Genomic DNA, 19,739 nt, shown 5'->3' on the forward strand with positions numbered 1-19,739 from the left:
TGAAGAAGACTTGTACTTCTTGAGAAGGGATACACACAACATCGGCTAACGAAAGAGGAAATAATGGCAAAAGGTAAAGTAAAGTGGTTCGACGCCCAAAAAGGATACGGTTTTATCGAACAAGAAAGTGGTGGGGATCTATTTGTACACCATTCAGCACTCAGTGAAGAATCTTTAGCAGAGGGCCAAACGGTTGAATTTGAAGTGGGCGAAGGCCGCAAGGGTCCTTGCGCTGTAAACGTCAAGACAGTATAGATTCTAAGCGAATAGAAAGGAGAAGGCTGTACAGCCTTCTCCTCTTGAAGATATACATTTAATTTAATCTGTCGGATTGCCTTTTATCTACAATGGCTAGATAAAGACTTATGAATCTGGCCTCTTTTCTGTTTATGTCAATTAGCCATAGCAAAAGTCCTCTGCAATTCTGCAGAGGACTTTTGCTATGGCTGTTACGCGAGACTCTAAACTTTAGCTTCTTCTTTTACCAGTTTGTCCCACCCTAAATCCTTGAGAGAGTTATTCCGACGCAGCGGGCGAGTAACCAGCTCTAGGATGTCTCGGGCATTTGTAAATCCGTGAATCTGAGCAAAGGTAAACTCCACAGACCACTTGGTATTAATACCGCGTGCTTCTAGAGGATTGGCATGGGCCATCCCAGTAATCACCAAGTCAACATCATGCTCATAAATGCGCTGAACCTGATTGTAGTTATCGGGCTTTTCGACAATCTTGGGCATGGGCACACCCATATCAATACAGGTCTGCTCAAGGAACTTCAGCTCTGCCCCTTGATAGCGCTTGTCCATGTAAGGAATGCCGATTTCAGGGCAAGTCATACCACAACGGATCAAGAAGCGGGCCAGGGAAACTTCCAGTAAGTTATCTCCCATAAAGAAGACCGATTTCCCACGGATAATCTCAAGATAGTCTTCTAGGTTGGCCCAAATTTTGGCTTCGCGTTCTTCTAATCCTTTAGGTTCAACATCCAGCACTGAACATATCTTTTCAATCCAAGCGCGGGTTCCATCAGGACCAATCGGGAATGGTGCGCCGATTAGCTTACACTTGCGTCGTCGCATTAAAGTGGTCGCTGTACGGCTGAGGAAAGGATTAACGCCTGCCACATAGTAGCCTTCATCAATAACGGGTAATTCAGTAAATCGCTTAGCGGGGAGCCAGCCATTGACTTTAATCCCTTGCTTCTTCAGTTCCAATGTCAGCTGGGTCACCACTGGATCAGGCAGGGAACCAAACATAACCAGCGGCGCATGATCGTGGTATTCAGACTCTTCAGCGACAACCTCTTCTTTCTTCTTACCGAAATTAAGGAGAGAGGTAATGGCGTTGCCACGCTCTTGTTTCTCGGACTCCTCAACCACTGCATTGCTCTTAGGACAGCGATGGGCCATTGCCGCTAGAACGGTGTCTTCCCCTTGGGTAAAGGCATAGTCCAGGCCGTTAGCTCTGGCAACCACGATAGGAATATCAATTTCACTTTCTAGACGAGGAGCCAACCCTTCGAGATCCATTTTGATGATCTCGGTGGTGCAAGTCCCAATCCAAACAATCACACTGGGGTTGCGATCGCGTTTGATTTGCATGCACAACCGCTTTAGTTCCTCATAGTCATTGAGCTTGGCGGAAATATCTCCTTCTTCCAGCTCAGCCATAGCATAGCGAGGCTCTGCAAAGATCATCACACCCATAGCATTTTGTAAGAAATAGCCACAGGTTTTGGTGCCAATTACGAGGAAGAAACTATCTTCAATTTTCTGATAGAGCCAGGCTACGCAGCTAATGGGACAAAAGGTATGGTAATTCCCAGTTTCGCACTCAAAATCGAGAGCTTGTGGTTGAGCGTCAGCAAGCGTCATAGTTATTAAATCCTTTTCTCAGTTCGGCAGCTATTTAGGGGAGAAACGAGATCACTGCAAGCCATCCCAGCTCACAGTGACCAAATGGCGATTAAACCATCATCAGATCAAGTTCTTCTTCCTCAGTTTTAGGCTGAGTGGGATTGAGGTAGAAATCAGATAGCAGCGCAAAGAGTTCGCGATCTTGGGCATCTTCAGGCACAACACCTTCAGGACCAGCCAAGATTTGATCAGCAATATTCAGGTAATAGTTACAAACGGGCTCTAGGGAGGGATCACTCTCTGCCATTTCGAACATGGTTTTGCCTTTCACCCGAGACACGCGAATGTCTTCAATTAAAGGCAAAATTTCTAACACAGGCATAGGGACCGAATCAATATATTTGTCGATTAAGTCACGCTTGGAGGTGCGGTTGCCGATCAACCCTGCAAGGCGAAGGGGGTGAGTCCGAGCCTTCTCCCGAACAGAAGCCGCAATCCGATTTGCTGCGAATAAGGCATCAAAACCGTTATCAGTAACGATCATGCAGTAGTCCGCATAGTTAAGAGGCGCAGCAAATCCACCGCAAACCACGTCACCCAAGACGTCAAACAGAATGACATCATATTCATCAAACGCATTGAGTTCCTTGAGAAGCTTGACCGTCTCTCCAACGACATAACCGCCGCAGCCTGCACCCGCAGGGGGACCACCCGCTTCTACACAGTCGACCCCACCAAATCCCTTGTAGATGACGTCTTCAGGCCAGACATCTTCATAGTGGTAGTCTTTCTCTTGCAGCGTGTCGATGATGGTTGGAATCAAGAAACCCGTCAAAGTGAAGGTGCTGTCATGCTTAGGGTCACAGCCGATTTGTAGAACTTTCTTGCCTCGCTTGGCTAGGGCAACTGAAATGTTGCAACTGGTTGTAGATTTACCAATTCCGCCTTTTCCGTAAACTGCAAGTTTCACAGTGGGTATTCTCCTAATGGTTGTGATTGAAGCAGCGAGCACCGAATGTTTTTGATTCAGTCAGTCGCAAACGCCAGATGTATTAACTGAAGCTCTGAATGAATTATTGTCCATATCTAGGCGATTGGAAAGGAGTTAAAGTCTTCAAAATGAGATTAAAAGGCTTATTTTTAGGATTTATTAAATTAAAATCAATAATAATTCCCCTAAAACAGATATCAATCAATATTTAAATCCAAAATTATATTTTAACTTTTTAATTTATAAAAATAGTTACAACAGACAAAAAATTAAATTGCCATAAACTTGCGAATCGAATAAAAAAATTCACCTAGATGGCATCTGTAAAGAGTCCAATCACAATGGTCCAATCCAAACAGATGCCAAGAAGGCTTAAGACGCTCCATTGAAGGCTCTGCCAGGTAGGATTGGCGTACACACTTCAAGCTAGCAATTAGGTATAGCCCTCTAATCCTCACTAATAGACATAGGCATTCATCTCATCAATTCAAGATGGAGAAGTGGCTGCGGTTCGGATTTAGTATGGATATCTGAACCACAAGAGCACCATGCTGATCATGGTTAGAGTCCAGGCATAGCAAACCTTAATGGATTTAAAGGGTCGGAGAAAAAGATTCAATTTGGGTCTTCATAGTCTTAGCTCAAGCCCTGTAAGACTAAGTTCAGTGATCCCTGTATGACCACCCAATCAACGGCCAGGAGTCTACTTCATCCTGATCTTGAGAAACTTGGGATTGTTACGATTAATAAATTTTTCCTTTTTGACCGACATACGAGGGATTGGTTCCTATAAATCCCGTAGTTATCAGGCAGTAATGGGCATCGTCTATCCAGGCCATTGAGTCAATAGCGAACCCGACATCTGTACTTTTGCACAACCAAAGACTAATTTTCTTTGGGAAATCGTTAAATTCGCCACTGGTCCTTTCAAGATGGGGATAAGCTAATTCCTAGGGATTTACTGAACTAGCATCTCAACTCGGATCCCGATAGGATGAATTTAAGACTGAATGAGTCGTCATCTTCAGGTCAATTCAGGTCCTTGAGCCTTGCGAAAAACTATCCCCTGAATTCCATGTTCATCAACCCCCTAGGAGAGCTGTTTTGACCCCTCAATGGTTGCTTAAGTTCAACATCTGGAAGCGACGCCAACCCAGCTGGTCCTTGGTAAAAAGCTACGAAGCGATTAGCTCGGCATCGGTAGATTCCATCTGGCGCAAAGTTGTTGATTTGGCAGATGTATCTTGGCATCCATTGATTACTAGCACCAATGTCCCCTATGGTTTGGTTCCTAAGCCTGGCCTGATTTATCAGGCAGTGAGTCGGATGGTACCCTTACCGTTTCGTATTTTTGTTGAGCGAGTCAACCCTGGCGAACTGGTCAGTTTCCGCATTATTGCATTACCCGGAGTCGAGGAAAGAGTGGTGTATCGGGTCGAGTCCAGCATTTGTGGGACCTGTGTCTCTTATTCGGTGATGATGCGAGGCTGGTTGTCGCCCCTCGTATGGTCCATGATGCAAAGACATGCAGAAAAGGTGGCCCAACGGCTAGCAGAAGCCGCAGAGAACGAGACCTTGCAATCTGTTTCTGGCTATTTACCGGCTCGAAAGGATACCTGCTTTGACTTTTAGCATCCTCACTGCTGGTCTTTACGGCCTGGCATGACTCATTTTCAAGGGGAGGATAAAGGGGGAGCAACGCTACCAATTCACACAATCAGAGGCTGCTCTCTGAGGATTCGGTCATTCCGCAAGGATGAAGGTATTCCTCCAAAATTGATACAGTAAGAACCGATAGGAAACTCTGATAAAGAACACTATGCCAGACACGATAGCCCCTTCAACCGCAAAAATTTTGGAGGTCTTGCAACCGGTTCAAGATCCTGAACTCCAAAAGAGCCTGGTGGATCTGAATATGATCCGCAATGTGAAAGTTGAGAATGGCATCGCAACCTTTACCTTGGTCCTAACCACTCCTGCCTGCCCCTTGAAGGAGATGATTGTCGATGACTGCAAAAAAGCGGTTCAAGCATTGCCAGGCATTGAGTCTGTAGAGGTGGAAGTCACTGCAGAAACCCCCCAGCAAAAGAGTGTGCCTGATCGCACTGGCGTGCCTGGAGTTAAAAATATTATTGCGGTTTCCAGCGGTAAAGGTGGGGTGGGTAAAAGCACGGTCGCCGTCAATATTGCCGCCGCTTTAGCCCAGTCCGGTGCAAGTGTAGGCATGATTGATGCCGATATTTATGGCCCCAATGTACCCACCATGTTGGGCTTAGAAGATGCCGTGGTTGAGGTCCGCAAAGAGGCGCAAGGGGATGTGATGGAACCTGCGATCGCACAAGGTATCAAGCTGGTCTCCATGGGATTTTTGATCGACAAAGATCAGCCCGTCATTTGGCGAGGACCCATGTTGAACGGGATTATTCGCCAATTTCTCTATCAAGTAGATTGGGGGACCTTAGACTATCTGATTATTGATTTGCCCCCCGGCACCGGGGACGCCCAACTCACCTTAGCCCAGGCAGTACCGATGGCAGGGGTGGTAATTGTCAGTACGCCCCAAACTGTTGCACTCTTAGATGCCCGCAAGGGACTGAGAATGTTTCAACAGTTGGGTGTGCCTGTATTGGGAGTTGTGGAAAACATGAGTTACTTTATCCCGCCCGATCGGCCTGAAACCCAATACGATATTTTCGGTTCTGGGGGCGGGGAAAAGATCGCGAAGGAATTAGGCGTTCCTTTAATTGGCTGTGTGCCCCTAGAAATTCCGGTCCGAGAAGGCGGGGATCAAGGAACACCGATTGTCCTCAGTGGCTCATCTGCGTCTGCCCAAGCATTCCAAAAAATTGCGACGGAGGTTGCGGCAAAGGTTTCGGTTGCGGCTTTGACCTAAGTTGTTAGTCTAAGACCACTACTTTTCATACAGCCTTTAAGATCCGAATTTTCCATGCTGATCAATAAAACTCTGCGCAAATGGTTTCCATGGCGAACCTGGATTCAGCCTTGGGATAATATCGACCGTTGGTTGCTACTGTTAGCGATTGGGTTAACCGTTTTTGGCGGTATTTTAATTCGGAGTACCCAAGCCACCCAAGGCTGGACAGATTGGCTCCAGCATTGGACGATTGGAGCGATTGGGGTGGCGATTGCCATGACCATTGCCACTTGGCCCTATCAAATTCTGTTGAGTTTGCATTGGCTGATATATGCGGCGACGAATTTATCGTTGATCGCCGTTATCGCCATCGGAACCAGTGAACTGGGGGCTCAGCGGTGGATCTCCGTTGCCGGTTTTAATGTGCAGCCATCTGAATTTGCCAAAGTGGGCGTCATTATTTCCCTGGCGGCCCTACTCCACCATCGGCCCGCCACCAAGTTATCGTCAGTCCTCCAGATTCTAGCCATTACTTTTGTGCCCTGGGCGTTAGTGCTGGTGCAGCCCGATCTAGGAACATCTCTAGTGTTTGCGGCCATTACCCTAGGCATGATGTATTGGGCCAATGCCAATTTGGGATGGATTGTGCTGCTTTTTTCTCCTTTAATTTCTGGGATTTTATTTAATATCCCTCCCACCTCCCATTGGCTATGGATTATTTGGGCGATTTGGTTAGTCACAATTGCGTTTATCGGTTGGCTTAGCATCCCTGTTCGAATGATCGGAGGACTTGGCGCTCTGTTGATTAATTTAGGCTCTGGTGCATTGGGTAGAGTCGCTTGGGAATTTCTCCAGGATTATCAAAAAGCGCGGATTATTCTGTTTCTCGACCCTGAGCAAGATCCTTTGGGCGGCGGCTATCACCTCATTCAGTCTCGGATTGCCATTGGTTCTGGACAGCTATGGGGACGAGGGCTAGATCAAGGCACTCAAACCGGCTTGAGCTTTATCCCAGAACAACATACAGATTTTATTTTTTCTGCCGCGGGTGAGCAATTTGGCTTTGTCGGCAGTTTGCTTTTGATTGCCGCCATTTGGCTGTTATGCATGCGCCTGATTTTTGTGGCTTTGAATGCGGAAGACGATTTCGGCTCTTTAATCGCCATTGGCGTCCTGTCGATGGTTATTTTTCAAGTCTTTGTGAACATTAGTATGACCATCGGCCTGGCTCCTGTAACGGGAATTCCTCTACCTTGGCTCAGTTATGGTCGTTCAGCCCTACTGACAAACTTTATTGCCATAGGATTGGTGGAATCCGTGGCCAACCATCGCAAAAAACGCAGATTTTAGCAGCTCCCCCGCGAAGGGGAATTAGTCCACTATGATAAAAAAGCTATTGTGATGCAGTTAAGGTCTAAAACGAATGAGCGCCATGATTTTGCCCGGTTCATCAGTTCGCGTTGTGAATACGGGTGATACCTATTTTGGATTTGAAGGCCAGGTCCAACGGGTTGCAGACGGTCAGGCCGCCGTTATTTTTGATGGAGGCAACTGGACCAAGATTGTCACGTTTCGCCTGCCCGAGTTAGAAATTGTCAAACGAGGCAAGGGCAAGAAGTAAGGCTAGCAAGGCCTAGGACTGGTTGGCTTGTTGACAGGCCAAGTAGGTTGCTTCGACTAATTCCAGATCATCTAAGCCTAATGCGAGGGGCTGGTTGTTTTGCCCCAGAAGGTTCCGAATTTGGTCGGCGAGTTTGGTGGTGATTTGCGATCGCATCCGTGATGCAAGCTGCGATCGATATCCCAGAAAATCTCGCAACGTCAGAAATTGATCTGGCGTTATGGCTTTGAGCTGAGGATTTGCCACCAACTCTGCAGCCAGCTGAGATATGCCGGGCGACACATCAAAAGGTTGTTGAGTCTCATCAGCCCCCTGCCGCTGATCCTGAACGACTAATGTGCCAGCCACCAAATCACCTAAACGTTTTTCTGATGAGGTGACCGCAATCCGGATGACCCCGATAAAGAAGAAAAACACATCAATACTGCTGAGCAAACTGCGAATACTGCTTTCCCTAAGCCCCACCGGCCGTCCTGTATCTCGAACCACTCGGATTTTAGCGATTCTTTTACCTGGCGTTTGACCTCGCCACAGGGTTTCAAAGGCGATGAAATAGCAGGTGGATAAGGCAAATGTCAAAAATGTGGCAATTGCTTCGATCCACTGATCGAGTTCACCTTGTTCGAAGGCCACACTCGCATTATTCAGAATGGGAACGAGGATAGTGAGATAAAGAATCGAACCAAAATACCAAAACAGCATGATACCAACCCACAGCAGTAGCTGATCAATGGCCCAGGCAAGGGCTCGACTCCCAATGCCACCGAGTGCTAAATCGAGTTCGATACTTTCTGGCGTTTGCAAAATAACCCGTCGTAAATGGTTTTGCGGATTGGTGGCCGTGATATCAAGATCAAACGTTAGCCCCTCGTTACGACTGCGTAAATCATAATAAATGACAGCTTTGATCGCTTGATAAATCGGGAAAGCCGCAATCGTAATAAATAAAATTGCAAAAATACTAAAAATAGACAAAAACATACTCACCGAGAAGGGAGGGACTAATAGCAACCCACAAATCATGACAATGGCTAGAGATTGCCACCCCTGCCCTCGGGTCAGTTGCCAGCTCCGTCGAATCGCGTCTCGAGCCGAGACATCTTCAAACGCAATAACAACATCAAATAACCACAATCGAGCAATAAAGTAGCTAAAGAATAAGAACAGTCCTAGATAGAACAATAAAACCAGAACAATGATCGTAATCAGAGTCAGCAGAGCAGAAGAAAAATCTTGCTCAGGCAACGAAAAGAAATCAACAAAATCTTGGTCGCGGATAGACGAGAAAAAGCCTCTCAGGATTAAACCCAGAATAAATGCCAAGCCAAAATATAGTCCGACCAGGGCCAACCAGAACAACACTTCTCCTCGGAAGAACCGCCATACGCGCGGAAAGAGCCGTTTTTGAATATCTTCCTTCGATTCACTGCGGCTAACAAGTTTATTGAAAATAAGCTGGGAGATTACACCGCCGATGGCCGTCTTCCGCCCTCGACCAAAGGCCAACAATGGTAGAGTAAATAGCAGCGCCAAGATCCCCAGTTCGGCCCAATTAGACAACCCAATCGTTTGGCCAATCACAACCCCAAAGCCTGCGCATAAAGATGCGCCCAACCCTATTAGAAACAGCCAGAGATAGGATTGCAAGCTGGTTGTAATGTAATCATCACTTTTTTCACGAAAAAGTTGAATTGCGACGGTTACGATATTTCCAGCCGTCAGAGCAGAATGGATGCGATGACTGTTCGTGAATCCCTGCCCATAGGCAGATCCTTCAGCATTGTTCGGTATATTCTCAGCCATAGATATAGGCGGGCATCAATTGAAAACAATAGCTAGGATGCCCTAGTTTCAGCAAGACCGAGGAGAACAGACAGAAAATTTATTGCTGACGCATTTTTTCTAGATAGCGATTCGCTCGAATCTCGGCCTCTGCCATCACCTGCTCCAGGCTATCTACAATTTCTCCTGGGCGATTCTCCAACACTTTGGTTGACAAGGACACTCGCCCCCGTCCAGGGTCTAGATCCAGCACAATCGCTTTGATGGGTTCTCCAATCTTTAGGACTGAACTGAGATTAGGGACAAAGTTTTGGCTCACTTCTTTGATATGCAGTAATCCAGTCAATCCATCTAATTTAATAAAAGCGCCAAAAGGCTTGAGGTCAGAGACGGTACCACTGACCAATTGCCCGATTTCCAATTCACCAATACGGCTGGATTGTTCAGCCATCCGATTCGACAACACCAGCTTTTTGCGCTCGGGATCGACTTCCAAAAAGGTGACCGTCAACTGACTGCCAATTTGTCCCTCCAAATTATCACGGTCTAACAGATGAGACCGAGGGATAAATCCCCGCAAGCCTTCAACATCAGCCGTTACGCCACCTTTATTAACCCCTGTAATGGTAACCTGAACGCTTTGGCTTTGAGATTGCAACTCTAATAATTTTGTCCAAAGATGCTTCAATTCCAAACGGCGAATCGACAACGTTACTTGACCATTGGCATCCTGACCTTTAATGATCAAAAACTCACGCTCTTCATCTAAAGGAACTATTTCTTCCAGAGAGAATTGTTTACGAAGAGAGGCTTCTTGGCTAGGGAGAAAAGCTGTGGCTTTACCCCCGATATCGATATAGGCACCATCACTGTCGTAATTAACAGTTTTTCCCTGCACTGTTTGTCCCACTTCAAAAGAATAATCATGTTGGGACAGTGCTTTAGCAAAATCGTCGGCTGAGAATGACAAGGTATCTTCCGGGCAGTCTAAAACATCTATGGCTACAATCTTATAGCAAGCACCAAAGATGCAAATACAAAATTATTGTGAGTTTTTGGAACTCAAACTTTAACGGCAAGAAATGTGAGAAATATTGTTGGGACGCTATTCACCCGTTCAAACTTGCAATCCTGAAAATTTCAACCAAAAAGGCCAGGATTAGATCCCAGCCTTTTTACAATCAACGATTTGATTCGAGCGTTAGATATTAAACCCAGGACTCACTTTAGAGATCGGGAGGGAGCAAAACCTTATCAATCACATGAATCACACCATTGCTTCCCATCACATCAGCCTGAACAACATTAGCGTTGTTAACTGTGACTGCGCCGGATTCGACGGTGACTTTTACGGGTGCACCTGCAACGGTTGACACATCTCCAGACTCTAAATCGGTCGAGACTGCTTTTGCCGGTACAACATGATAAGTCAGAATTTTAACCAATTTATCTTTGTTCTCAGGCTTGAGTAGAGTATCCACTGTGCCAGCAGGTAGAGCCGCAAAGGCTTCTTCTGTAGGCGCAAAGACGGTAAAGGGTCCTTCGCCTGATAGGGTTTCTGCTAATTCTGCAGCTTTGATAGCTGCGACTAAGGTTTTAAAGGAGTCATTCGCACTCGCAACTTCAACAATGGTTCCATCTGTTGAGGCAGCATCGGAAGAGTCTTCGACTTCTGAGCTAGGAGCCTCAGAATCCATTTCTCCCTCAGGAGCCTCGGAATCCATTTCTCCCTCAGGAGCAGTCTCCTCAGCGGCCTCAGGAGCAGTCTCCTCAGCGGCCTCAGGAGCAGTCTCCTCAACAGCATCTTCAGCGGCAGCAGGAGCAGCCTCGCCTGTACACCGAGAGTTAAGAGGAAAATTCTTACAGAGAATTTTCATAATTGCTGGGCTTAGTTCAGCAGGGGCTTCAGAGCCACTAGTTTGAGCGGAGGCACTACCAATACTGGTGGTGGTAGCTAATAGAAATAAGCTAACGATGGATAGACATTTAGTTTTCATTAGGGCACACAAAACGCTACTGAATAGGAACAGCAGTGATCATTGAGAAGACCAAGCTGTGAAGTAAGGGATCTGATAGAACCTCTACAAAACTTCATAAACTAATTTGTCTAAATATTAAAACAAAATTAGCATGAATGATTATTGTTGCATTTTTAGGTGAATTTGTTCCCAAATCATCTGTTTAAGAAGAAGGAATAAAATAGATTTTTTATTCCTGCAAAGGAATAACCTAAACTCAAGGCTTAACCTGAAGAGATTGAGGTTAAAAACCTAATTTTTATGGTTTTAAAGCTATAAGCTGAGGAAAAAGAGTGTTTTAAGGGGGGACATAGCTAGGATGCGTGGTTGTTCACGGTATTAATTTTCGTAAGACAATCTGGCCTCTAGACGGTCTTCTCCTGGACAATGCAACAGATATCCTAACGACACTACTTTCTCATGGAGGTCTCTAATGCTCCCCACTCGGTGGTTGAGACGGCTTGCGCCTATGCTTGTCGGCTTGATATTTCTAGTGACCGCTTGTTCATCTGCCCCCAATAAATATGACCAGGTACAAAAAGACACGACTGGTTTTGGAAAGCCTGCTGCTGTTAGTAAAGAGGCTCAAAAAGGTGGCACATTCAATCAATTTTTTCCCAAGAGTGAAGGAGACTTTGATGTTGTTCCATCCCAAGAAAAGAAAGGATTTGCTGCTTACAAACTCAATAAAGATGGGGCCACTTTAGCCACCCTCAGTATCAATGACACCATCAGCTTGCCAGCGGCAGTTACAAAATACGGCACTGCAACAGAGAACATTGCCGGTTATCCCAGTGTGAATCAGGGCACAACCGCTACCGGCTTACTCGTCAATGGTCGGTACCAAGTCAAAGTTTTATCGAAAAGCACCTCTTTTTCCCAAACCGATCGGGTGGACTGGTTACAGAAGTTTGATCTGAAAGGATTGGCTGAACTAGAAGTGGCAGACAACAAGAGTTCGGATGCAAAGCAGTCTCCGAACGCGCCCCCCGCACTTAACCCAGTTCTGCAGCCAGCGGCTTAAGTTGGCATTCAAAGTCATCTTGACTACATACATGTAGGCCAAGTCCTTATTCAAAATAGTGTTGGCAGATATTGAGGAGCCAGTCATGAGTAAGAAAATTTATGAATTAGTGGATAAGCTGCCCAAAGGGGGCATCACAGTGATGGCCCTCAAGTCCTTAGATAAGTTTGTACCGGGGCAATGGGACAACCTAGTGGGCTTTGATCACACCATTAAAACGGTCACTGGGGAAACGGATCCGGCGATGGTTCAGGCCATTGGTGAACGGGCCATTACGTTGTTTAATGACAAGGGAGAGGGCTACCAGCGAGCCTTATGGTTGTATCAGTCGGTGGACTCCGCATCAGGCATGTTGGGAACGGCTGCCCTCGCCAATCGGTTGGGGCAAGATACGTTTTTAGGCTTTTTGAAGAATATTACCCCTAAGCCAGAAAAGGCCCAGACCATTGATTTGAGCGTCAAATTGGTCACTGAGGTCGTAGCGTTCTGCCATATCAACGGTATTCCTGGGGATAGTCTGGGGGATTTTCTCAAATCCTTGGGAGACTATAGTGGCGAATCGATTATGCGCATGGCTGCTTTAGTATCCTTCGATGGCGTCATTCCCTTGGGAGCGGAGTTTTCTTCAAAGGTGTTGTCCAGTATTAAAGGCATGAGCCCTTCAGACTTAGACAACAACCGCACCTTTAAGGGGGTCAAAGATGCCATTCCAGGGGATAACTCCAAGGGCAAGTTGGCTTTTATCACTGAGAGTTTTGAGTCTACCCAGGGATGGATGGATAAGTTTGTGGCGGAGAAAGGGATTACCCAGGGGGGAGTGGTAGATGGGCTATCCCGATTCATTGAGGGGTCCCAAAGCAAGCTCGATTACCTGGGAGCCTTTCTGGATATTTCCGCCAAGTACTACGAGCATACAGGCGTACAAACCTTAGCTCGACGGTTGATTGAACGATCTTTCGCTGAGTTGTAGGTCCCAATGGCTGCAAGGTCAACTTCAACCTAGGGGGTCGACCTTGCAGCTGGATCTTTGTCAACAATGGTGAGAACTTTCTCGGGGGGTTAAAATTCTTTTCTCCAGGTTAGGTGACCCGTTCAGCCCGATTAGAGGGGGACCATGGCCTGAAATAATCTTGGTTTTGGTATTTGCGATCGCAAGCATACTCTCAGTAGCCTCAATCAAACCCTACTGCCCTCGCGAAAAGACCCGCTTTAAATGAGTAGCCGGTTCCGCTAGCCCTAATTTGAGTAGATTAAGCCGTTTGTTTAGGTAAAAGATCGGCAATGGGCAAGTAAGGTTCTAAAGTCATCACCACACAGTTCAAAAATGCTGGCAGCATCTGCAGGGTCGAGTTCTTGTTGCCATCGATGTACGCCTTTGATGGATAAATCACTCTGGCGCTTATTCCGCGTCGGTCCTAATTGTTGCATTGCAACAGAGGCGATATCAGATGTGCGGATTGGTAGACCCAGATGTTGGCAAAGCCCTTGCAAGGTTTGCTGAGGCGTTTGGTAGATCTCAACATAGTTAATTAGAGTCAGACGCTCTGGAGCACCATTGATGGCCTGAAGTGCTTGTTGAGCATAGGTGCAAAAAGCTAAAGAGACTCCGTGCCAGAGAGACTCATGGGGACCAAAGCGTTGATTATCCGCCATCGTGGTCACCGTTGGATCGGAGGATTTTTGGGCTTCGGCAATAGAGCAATAGACATCCCTGGGATCGCGGACTAAATAGATAATTTGGGTTTGAGGGAAGTCTGCCAAAATGCAATCTAAGCATTCTCCCATTCGGGGACATTTAACGATGTCGGCTTGGGTCAGCTCTTGATGATATTCGCTAACCTGCCGATAGGCCTTCGCCATGCTTGGATGAAAAATCGCCCATTGCGGATCGTCCAACAGTTGAAGATGGGTCATGGTCGCTAGCAGCCTGGCCGTGGCGCTAGTTCCTGAACGATGGAGCCCCGTCACTAAAATTTGCACGAATAATTTGCCGATTCAGCCTGAACGATAGTCACGATCTGAACATATCAAGAATTCAGCAATTGAACGATACTTGAGCGTATCGATTTGGTTTGGGGTGACTTATAGGTCAAAATAGTTAGGGGCACCTTGTGGCCTTGAGGATTGACCTCAGTTCAACCTAGTCTATTGTTCCGGTGAGAAGTGCAGATGGTCTTTCCCGATTCTTTGGAAACGTCAATATCCCAAGCCGTTGAGGCAACAAAGGCTGCGATCGCAGATCACAAAACCCTGCTTCAGGTTGAAATTGCCATCCCCGAACTCAAGCCTTTGCCCGTCGCCCAGCAATATCTTAGCCAACTGCCAAACCTAGGTGAGAACGTTAAAGTCTTTTTCTCTGATACGGGGGCAGCGGCCTTAGCCCGTCATCAATGGAAAGATATTTCCTACGAGTTGCGAGGGATTGAAGAATTAATAGACCCCGTACAGCCTGAAAATGATGCCTTTGTTTTTATTGCCCCTACTCCAGTAGAAGTGGGTAAGGTAGAGCAAATTTGTAGCCAGGCGGGTGATCGCGTCTGTATTTTGCTGAATCCCAAGCTAGAAGATGTTTCCATTGTCGGGATTGGCATGGCTGGTCGGACCCTGCGAGAGCGATTTCTCAACAATATTGAATCTTGTTATTCTTTTCTGCCCTTAGAACGGGGAGCCGTGATTCGGTCTTACCCCAGCGAGTGGCAGATTTGGTGGGCCGAGGGGGAAGAAGATGAGCATCAGATTCTGGCCACAGAAGAAAACCGTCCTTCAGGCGAACGGATCAGTCAGCTTTTGGCGTCATTGACGGCAACGGAAGAGATCCGTAAACCCGGTCTATTGGACAATATGCAGCAATTTTGGAAAGCCCTTACCCAGTAATCCTCCCCATGATTTCTCCTCGACGACTCATGTATGAGCAGTCCGTGGTTTATCGCGGACATCTGATCATTCCCTATATCTATAGTGAGATTGCCCAAACCCCTATCTATGCTTATCGATTGTTGTCTGAACTCGGTAACCGCAGTGAATGGCATCGAGCTAATAACCCAGCGGGCCTGCACTCCAGTCGCATAGAAGGCATTTTGGATATTGCGAGAGAACATTTAGAGGCGGAGGTGTCCGCTATTCCCACCATGGATTACTTTAAGCAGCGCTATATCTACAAGCAAAATTTGGTAATTATTTCAGAGATTGCGGGCAAATTCTTTTACGATCACTATCCACCCACTCGGCTAAATAATATTGCCGCTCCTAAGATTTTTTCCAGTGAATTAGCCTGTATCAATTGGGTCAAAGCGGGATTGGATCGCAACTTGCAAAAATCTGCCTCTACAATGTAAGTCAACCTTTCGTCCGTGCAGGAGTGCTTGTGAGCCCTACTGAACTTGCTCAAGATCCGTCTGCGGTGTCCGCTCAATCCTTTAATGCCGCCACCTTTGATCAGGATGTAATGACCACTTATGGTCGTTTTCCCATCGCCCTAGAGCGAGGACAAGGCTGTCGCGTCTGGGACACAGAAGGACGCGAATATCTAGATTTTGTCGCCGGGATTGCCACCTGCACCTTGGGCCACGCCCACCCCGCTCTAGTAGCAGCAGTTACGGCCCAAATCCAAACTCTCCACCATGTCTCTAATCTGTATTACATTCCCCCACAGGGTGATCTCGCCCATTGGCTGAACCAGCACTCCTGCGCCGATCGCGCCTTTTTCTGTAATTCAGGGGCGGAGGCCAACGAAGGGGCCATCAAACTAGCCCGAAAGTATGCCCATACGGTTCTAAATATAGAACAGCCGATCATCTTGACGGCGGATGCGAGCTTTCATGGCCGGACCCTAGCCACCATAACTGCCACAGCACAACCGAAGTATCAAAAGAATTTTGATCCGCTGGTGCCTGGGTTTGAGTATGTGCCATTTAATGACTTAGCTGCCCTCAAGGATAAAATCGCCACCCTCGATCACGACCAACGCCGAGTTGCAGCTATTCTTCTGGAACCTTTGCAGGGGGAAGGAGGGGTGCGCCCCGGACAGATGGAATATTTCCAGGGGGTACGCCAAATCTGCGATCAGACTGGAATCTTGCTGATTCTGGATGAGGTACAGGTTGGAATTGGCCGAACCGGAAAACTCTGGGGATATCAGAATCTAGGGATTAAACCGGATGTGTTTACCTTGGCAAAAGGGTTGGCAGGGGGCATCCCGATTGGGGCCATGCTCAGCAAAGAATTTTGCAGTGTTTTACAACCAGGCGATCATGCCAGCACCTTTGGGGGAAATCCCTTTGCCTGTGCAGCGGCCTTAGCCGTTCTCGATACGTTGGAATCTGAACATCTACTAGACAATTCCGCCCAGCGAGGGGAACAGTTACGGGCAGGACTGCATATGCTGAAGTCCCAATATCCACGCCTGATCGCTGAAGTTCGAGGATGGGGGCTGATTAATGGCCTAGTTCTTAAGGATGACATTGAACTTACTTCGATAGAGGTGATCAAAGCCGCTATGGAAATAGGTTTACTACTTGTTCCGGCTGGCCCCAAGGTTGTCCGCTTTGTGCCACCTTTAGTTGTGAGTGAGGCAGAAGTGGCTAAAGCCCTGCAAACCGTCCGGCAAGTTTTGGCTGAAAAGGGTTAAAGCGATCAGGGATATTGCACTATTCACTCCTTTTGGTCTCTTCCCAGCTTTAAACCATTGAAGCTATAGTCTTTCCAGTTTGCGAAAATTACCAGGTCTTACAAGGATCTGGTCACCCGAGATAAACAGAATCACTTATTAAGGAGAAAACGTTCTAGGAAGCTCATCTGCTGATTGTTGCTCGAGTTCAAACCATTTGTTATGCAACAAACGCAGTGTATTCGTTTACCCCTATTTCAGTTTCCAAACAATACTCTTTGATGCTGAGGGATAACCATTGTAAAAATCCGTTTTGTCGAAGGTATCCTCTCCAGTCATCAATCGATGTTTGAACTTTGCCATAGTTGTATGGGTCAGACAGTAGTTCACCTCTGGCGCGGACCAGTCGAATAATGTTTCCGCAACGCGTTCACCATCGGGAGTATCTGCGTCCCAATTGAAATGGTCAGACGCTATCATACTAAACGCGATCCATTCAACGCTTTCTGGTGTCAGTTCATTAGACAGCACAGCGTCACATAGTTTTACCAAGTGATCACTTATGACATCAAATCCAGTACTGAGGTCTTCCATGTGATGCCGGATGACGGCACTGGAACTCAGTTGATCTCGTGTACCATCTAGAGCATGCATTAACTCAATCCCTGATGTGAGGCCCTCAAAAAAAGATTTTAATATATAGGAATCCATATTAATTGAGCGTGAGAATCAGATAAAAAGCTTATTTTAGATAAATAGCGACAGATTAATCCAGCAAAAGGATAAATTCCCACCAATAAATTGATTTAAATCTATTCTCATACCAAATCCGATTTATATAACTCCGATATAATGCATAATTAGAGAATGCCAAGAAAACTATATCTCGAACCCCATTTTTCGCCTGACGAGCTGAAGTCTCATTATCGAGCCAGCCAAGACCCAGTAGAATCGCGCCGCTGGCATCTGCTGTGGCTCGTCAGTGAGCAAACAACGCTAACTCAAGCAGCCCAAGTGGTCGGTCTCAACTACGATTACGCTCGAGAAATCGTCAGGGAGTATAACCACAATGGCGCCCATGGGTTACGCAACCGACGCAAAGATAAGCGACCTCATCAATCTCGCAGTCTTCTGACTCAAGACCAATGTGCACAATTGTTGACTCGTCTACAAACCCCACCCGCCGACGGTGGTCTATGGAACGGCCCCAAAGTAGCCCAGGTCATCGCTCAGATGACAGGAGTCGATAAGGTTTGGCCCCAACGCGGTTGGGACTATCTCAAGCGATTGGAGCAGTCCCTGCAATGCCCACGTCCTCACCACCGTAAAGGTGAACCAGAGGCCCAAGCCGCTTTTAAAAAACTGCCTAAGTACAAAGCAGAATTGGAGCGACGCTACCCTAATGCTCAGGTCGAAGTTTGGTCCTTTGATGAACATCGTTTAGGCCTTAAACCCATTATTCGAAAGATTTGGGCGCCTGTGGGTCAGCGTCCAATTGCTGAGGTGGACCATCGCTATGAATGGACCTATCTGTATGGATTCGTTCATCCCGCAACTGGCAATACCGAATGGTTCATTCTGCCTCGGGTCAATGGAGAATGGTTTAATCAAGCCCTACAAAGCTTTGCTCAGCAAGTTGGAGCGGGAAAGCACAAACAGATTCTTCTCGTTCTCGATGGAGCCGGATGGCATACCTGTAAAAATCTGGTGGTACCTAAAGGCATTCATCTGAAGGTTTTACCCCCCTATTCTCCAGAGCTACAGCCCGCTGAACGGTTGTGGCGGCTAGCGGATGAACCACTGGCCAATCGATGCTTTGAGACCCTGGATGAGTTGGAAGATGTGCTCGAGCAGCGCTGTCGAACTTTAATGACAATGCAATCAGACATTCAAGCTCTCACTCACTACCATTGGTGGCCAGCTTGACAGATAAGATATTTCGGGGGTTAATGAGTCGGATTTGGTATCAGTGATGAGTCGTCTCGCATCATTAAAAGCTGGGAAACCTCTCCCTTCGCTGCAAGCATACTTTACCTAATGAGATATTGACGCACAGCCCATTCCTGAAGGGAAGCGAATATCACTTTTTCTGGAACTTCACGGCAATAACCGCATAGTGACGAGGACCAAAATTCCAACGCCAAGGGCCAACGGGTTCTAGGCTTGCCACCTGCTTGCTGAGAACCGGATCTTGGCGAAAGAGATTGACGATTGCAGCAGGGTTGACGCCATGAAAGAAATTCCCCTGTCGAACCAGCTGCACCAGCACCTGGCTCAGATTCTGTGTGGGGACAGTGGGTAAGGGTGGATAGGAATCAGAAGAGACCACATCTGTAATTAGCACCCCAAAGCCACCTGGGTTCATCAGCTTTAGCAATAAGCGCAAATGCCCTAAACGAATAGCTTGAATCACCGTCACAAACTGAGGATGATCTTCGCCTATGGTATCCACGATACTTTTGATCAACTGACTCAAGAGACAGGTTGAGGCTACCCCATCAAACGGGCCTGGGAGTTGCTCAAGGCAGTGAGTTGGAGCATCAATACAAGCAGCAATATCCGTCTTTGAAAGGGTTACCTTGGGGGACCAGTGGGACATCAGATCGAGCATTCCAGTTAAATCAATTCCACCATGCAGATGGATATGCCCCTGATTTGCGAGATTTTGCTTGGCGACCCCCTGGGCTAAGGCATCTAAGTCAATATCTACAAGGTGAATCTCTTGGTGGGATTGGAGAAGAGTCGTCAAATCTAGATCATTGCAATTGCCAGCTCCCAAAATACACAGACGAGACGGGTCCGTATCATGCTTTAGTAACCATGTGACTTGACTCCGATGACTTGAAAATGCCTCCCATGCATTACTGCTGTTGAGATTAAAGGCAATTTGGCGTTGAACGAGTGAGTTCATAGAGGGTGCTATCTCAGGCTAAAAATTCTCTAGCAGCATGTTGAGATTACTCAAA

19 protein-coding genes are annotated in these 19,739 nt (G+C 46.9%); 11 read left to right on the plus strand and 8 right to left on the minus strand.

The window, feature by feature from the left end:
• Nucleotides 1-63 precede the first annotated feature (63 nt).
• Nucleotides 64-255, plus strand: coding sequence for a cold-shock protein (locus ON05_RS26885; protein WP_010468476.1), 192 nt, complete (start codon nt 64-66; stop codon nt 253-255).
• 206 nt (nt 256-461) lie between these two features.
• Here ON05_RS26885 and ON05_RS26890 read toward each other — a convergent pair whose 3' ends face one another.
• Together ON05_RS26890 and bchL are read right to left on the minus strand one after the other, a co-directional pair.
• Nucleotides 462-1,874, minus strand: a complete 1,413-nt coding sequence (locus tag ON05_RS26890) for a ferredoxin:protochlorophyllide reductase (ATP-dependent) subunit N (protein WP_010468478.1) — start codon at nt 1,872-1,874, stop codon at nt 462-464.
• A gap of 91 nt (nt 1,875-1,965) precedes the next feature.
• Nucleotides 1,966-2,826: a ferredoxin:protochlorophyllide reductase (ATP-dependent) iron-sulfur ATP-binding protein gene (bchL, locus tag ON05_RS26895; RefSeq protein WP_010468480.1), complete on the minus strand. Its 861-nt coding sequence runs from the start codon at nt 2,824-2,826 to the stop codon at nt 1,966-1,968.
• Between the two features lie 1,125 nt (nt 2,827-3,951).
• On the opposite strand from bchL, the gene ON05_RS26900 reads away from it, so the two are divergent.
• From ON05_RS26900 to ON05_RS26915, 4 genes are all read left to right on the plus strand, one after another.
• A complete protein-coding gene (locus tag ON05_RS26900) occupies nt 3,952-4,479 on the plus strand; it encodes an SRPBCC family protein (RefSeq protein WP_010468483.1) in 528 nt (175 codons plus the stop codon).
• A gap of 187 nt (nt 4,480-4,666) precedes the next feature.
• On the plus strand, nt 4,667-5,740 hold the full coding sequence (locus ON05_RS26905) for an Mrp/NBP35 family ATP-binding protein (protein WP_010468485.1): 1,074 nt from the start codon (nt 4,667-4,669) through the stop codon (nt 5,738-5,740).
• Between the two features lie 54 nt (nt 5,741-5,794).
• Complete coding sequence (rodA, locus tag ON05_RS26910) at nt 5,795-7,072, plus strand: rod shape-determining protein RodA (RefSeq protein WP_010468486.1); 1,278 nt, start codon at nt 5,795-5,797, stop codon at nt 7,070-7,072.
• An 82-nt stretch (nt 7,073-7,154) separates the two neighbouring features.
• Nucleotides 7,155-7,343, plus strand: coding sequence for an NAD(P)H dehydrogenase subunit NdhS (locus ON05_RS26915; RefSeq protein WP_010468488.1), 189 nt, complete (start codon nt 7,155-7,157; stop codon nt 7,341-7,343).
• 12 nt (nt 7,344-7,355) lie between these two features.
• Here ON05_RS26915 and ON05_RS26920 read toward each other — a convergent pair whose 3' ends face one another.
• The 3 genes from ON05_RS26920 to ON05_RS38160 all read right to left on the minus strand — a co-directional run bounded on the left by ON05_RS26920 (nt 7,356) and on the right by ON05_RS38160 (nt 11,122).
• Nucleotides 7,356-9,146: an RDD family protein gene (locus ON05_RS26920; RefSeq protein WP_010468490.1), complete on the minus strand. Its 1,791-nt coding sequence runs from the start codon at nt 9,144-9,146 to the stop codon at nt 7,356-7,358.
• A gap of 79 nt (nt 9,147-9,225) precedes the next feature.
• Nucleotides 9,226-10,095 (minus strand): S1 RNA-binding domain-containing protein, encoded by an 870-nt coding sequence (locus tag ON05_RS26925; protein WP_010468493.1) that lies wholly within the window; start codon nt 10,093-10,095, stop codon nt 9,226-9,228.
• Between the two features lie 256 nt (nt 10,096-10,351).
• Nucleotides 10,352-11,122, minus strand: a complete 771-nt coding sequence (locus ON05_RS38160; RefSeq protein WP_010468495.1) for a fasciclin domain-containing protein — start codon at nt 11,120-11,122, stop codon at nt 10,352-10,354.
• 454 nt (nt 11,123-11,576) lie between these two features.
• Here ON05_RS38160 and ON05_RS26935 point away from each other — a divergent pair, with 454 nt between their 5' ends.
• Both ON05_RS26935 and ON05_RS26940 read left to right on the plus strand, forming a co-directional pair.
• A complete protein-coding gene (locus ON05_RS26935; protein ID WP_029314951.1) occupies nt 11,577-12,167 on the plus strand; it encodes a hypothetical protein in 591 nt (196 codons plus the stop codon).
• Nucleotides 12,168-12,252: 85 nt separating this feature from the next.
• Nucleotides 12,253-13,137 carry a hypothetical protein gene (locus tag ON05_RS26940; RefSeq protein ID WP_012162013.1) on the plus strand — a complete coding sequence of 295 codons (885 nt, stop codon included), beginning with the start codon at nt 12,253-12,255 and terminating at the stop codon, nt 13,135-13,137.
• 293 nt (nt 13,138-13,430) lie between these two features.
• Here ON05_RS26940 and ON05_RS26945 read toward each other — a convergent pair whose 3' ends face one another.
• A complete protein-coding gene (locus ON05_RS26945) occupies nt 13,431-14,147 on the minus strand; it encodes a sulfotransferase (protein WP_010468499.1) in 717 nt (238 codons plus the stop codon).
• A 189-nt stretch (nt 14,148-14,336) separates the two neighbouring features.
• Between ON05_RS26945 and ON05_RS26950 the strand changes: the two genes are divergently transcribed.
• The 3 genes from ON05_RS26950 to ON05_RS26960 are packed head-to-tail and all read left to right on the plus strand — an operon-like array spanning nt 14,337 to nt 16,794.
• A complete protein-coding gene (locus ON05_RS26950; protein WP_010468500.1) occupies nt 14,337-15,041 on the plus strand; it encodes a DUF1995 family protein in 705 nt (234 codons plus the stop codon).
• 8 nt (nt 15,042-15,049) lie between these two features.
• On the plus strand, nt 15,050-15,502 hold the full coding sequence (locus ON05_RS26955) for a hypothetical protein (protein ID WP_010468503.1): 453 nt from the start codon (nt 15,050-15,052) through the stop codon (nt 15,500-15,502).
• A gap of 29 nt (nt 15,503-15,531) precedes the next feature.
• Nucleotides 15,532-16,794 (plus strand): acetylornithine transaminase, encoded by a 1,263-nt coding sequence (locus ON05_RS26960; protein WP_010468505.1) that lies wholly within the window; start codon nt 15,532-15,534, stop codon nt 16,792-16,794.
• A gap of 231 nt (nt 16,795-17,025) precedes the next feature.
• On the opposite strand, the gene ON05_RS26965 is transcribed toward ON05_RS26960, so the two are convergent.
• On the minus strand, nt 17,026-17,427 hold the full coding sequence (locus ON05_RS26965) for a hypothetical protein (protein ID WP_010468507.1): 402 nt from the start codon (nt 17,425-17,427) through the stop codon (nt 17,026-17,028).
• A gap of 213 nt (nt 17,428-17,640) precedes the next feature.
• Between ON05_RS26965 and ON05_RS26970 the strand changes: the two genes are divergently transcribed.
• A complete protein-coding gene (locus ON05_RS26970; protein WP_262561436.1) occupies nt 17,641-18,699 on the plus strand; it encodes an IS630 family transposase in 1,059 nt (352 codons plus the stop codon).
• A 154-nt stretch (nt 18,700-18,853) separates the two neighbouring features.
• Here the strand turns inward: ON05_RS26970 and ON05_RS26975 are convergent, their stop codons facing one another.
• Nucleotides 18,854-19,684, minus strand: a complete 831-nt coding sequence (locus tag ON05_RS26975; protein ID WP_010473118.1) for a hypothetical protein — start codon at nt 19,682-19,684, stop codon at nt 18,854-18,856.
• Nucleotides 19,685-19,739: the final 55 nt, after the last annotated feature.

The sequence above is a fragment of the Acaryochloris sp. CCMEE 5410 genome (genome assembly GCF_000238775.2).
In the GTDB taxonomy this organism is placed as follows: Bacteria; Cyanobacteriota; Cyanobacteriia; order Thermosynechococcales; family Thermosynechococcaceae; genus Acaryochloris.

What these genes read in the sequence shown, in the direction of transcription:
- ON05_RS26970 (WP_262561436.1), top strand. Translation starts at nt 17,641, where the DNA reads ATGCCAAGAAAACTATATCTCGAACCCCATTTTTCGCCTGACGAGCTG.
- ON05_RS26940 (WP_012162013.1), top strand. Translation starts at nt 12,253, where the DNA reads ATGAGTAAGAAAATTTATGAATTAGTGGATAAGCTGCCCAAAGGGGGC.
- ON05_RS38160 (WP_010468495.1), bottom strand. Translation starts at nt 11,122, where the DNA reads ATGAAAACTAAATGTCTATCCATCGTTAGCTTATTTCTATTAGCTACC.
- ON05_RS26935 (WP_029314951.1), top strand. Translation starts at nt 11,577, where the DNA reads ATGCTCCCCACTCGGTGGTTGAGACGGCTTGCGCCTATGCTTGTCGGC.
- ON05_RS26915 (WP_010468488.1), top strand. Translation starts at nt 7,155, where the DNA reads ATGATTTTGCCCGGTTCATCAGTTCGCGTTGTGAATACGGGTGATACC.
- ON05_RS26955 (WP_010468503.1), top strand. Translation starts at nt 15,050, where the DNA reads ATGATTTCTCCTCGACGACTCATGTATGAGCAGTCCGTGGTTTATCGC.
- ON05_RS26965 (WP_010468507.1), bottom strand. Translation starts at nt 17,427, where the DNA reads ATGCATGCTCTAGATGGTACACGAGATCAACTGAGTTCCAGTGCCGTC.
- ON05_RS26975 (WP_010473118.1), bottom strand. Translation starts at nt 19,684, where the DNA reads ATGAACTCACTCGTTCAACGCCAAATTGCCTTTAATCTCAACAGCAGT.
- ON05_RS26885 (WP_010468476.1), top strand. Translation starts at nt 64, where the DNA reads ATGGCAAAAGGTAAAGTAAAGTGGTTCGACGCCCAAAAAGGATACGGT.
- ON05_RS26950 (WP_010468500.1), top strand. Translation starts at nt 14,337, where the DNA reads ATGGTCTTTCCCGATTCTTTGGAAACGTCAATATCCCAAGCCGTTGAG.
- ON05_RS26905 (WP_010468485.1), top strand. Translation starts at nt 4,667, where the DNA reads ATGCCAGACACGATAGCCCCTTCAACCGCAAAAATTTTGGAGGTCTTG.
- ON05_RS26890 (WP_010468478.1), bottom strand. Translation starts at nt 1,874, where the DNA reads ATGACGCTTGCTGACGCTCAACCACAAGCTCTCGATTTTGAGTGCGAA.
- ON05_RS26920 (WP_010468490.1), bottom strand. Translation starts at nt 9,146, where the DNA reads ATGGCTGAGAATATACCGAACAATGCTGAAGGATCTGCCTATGGGCAG.
- rodA (WP_010468486.1), top strand. Translation starts at nt 5,795, where the DNA reads ATGCTGATCAATAAAACTCTGCGCAAATGGTTTCCATGGCGAACCTGG.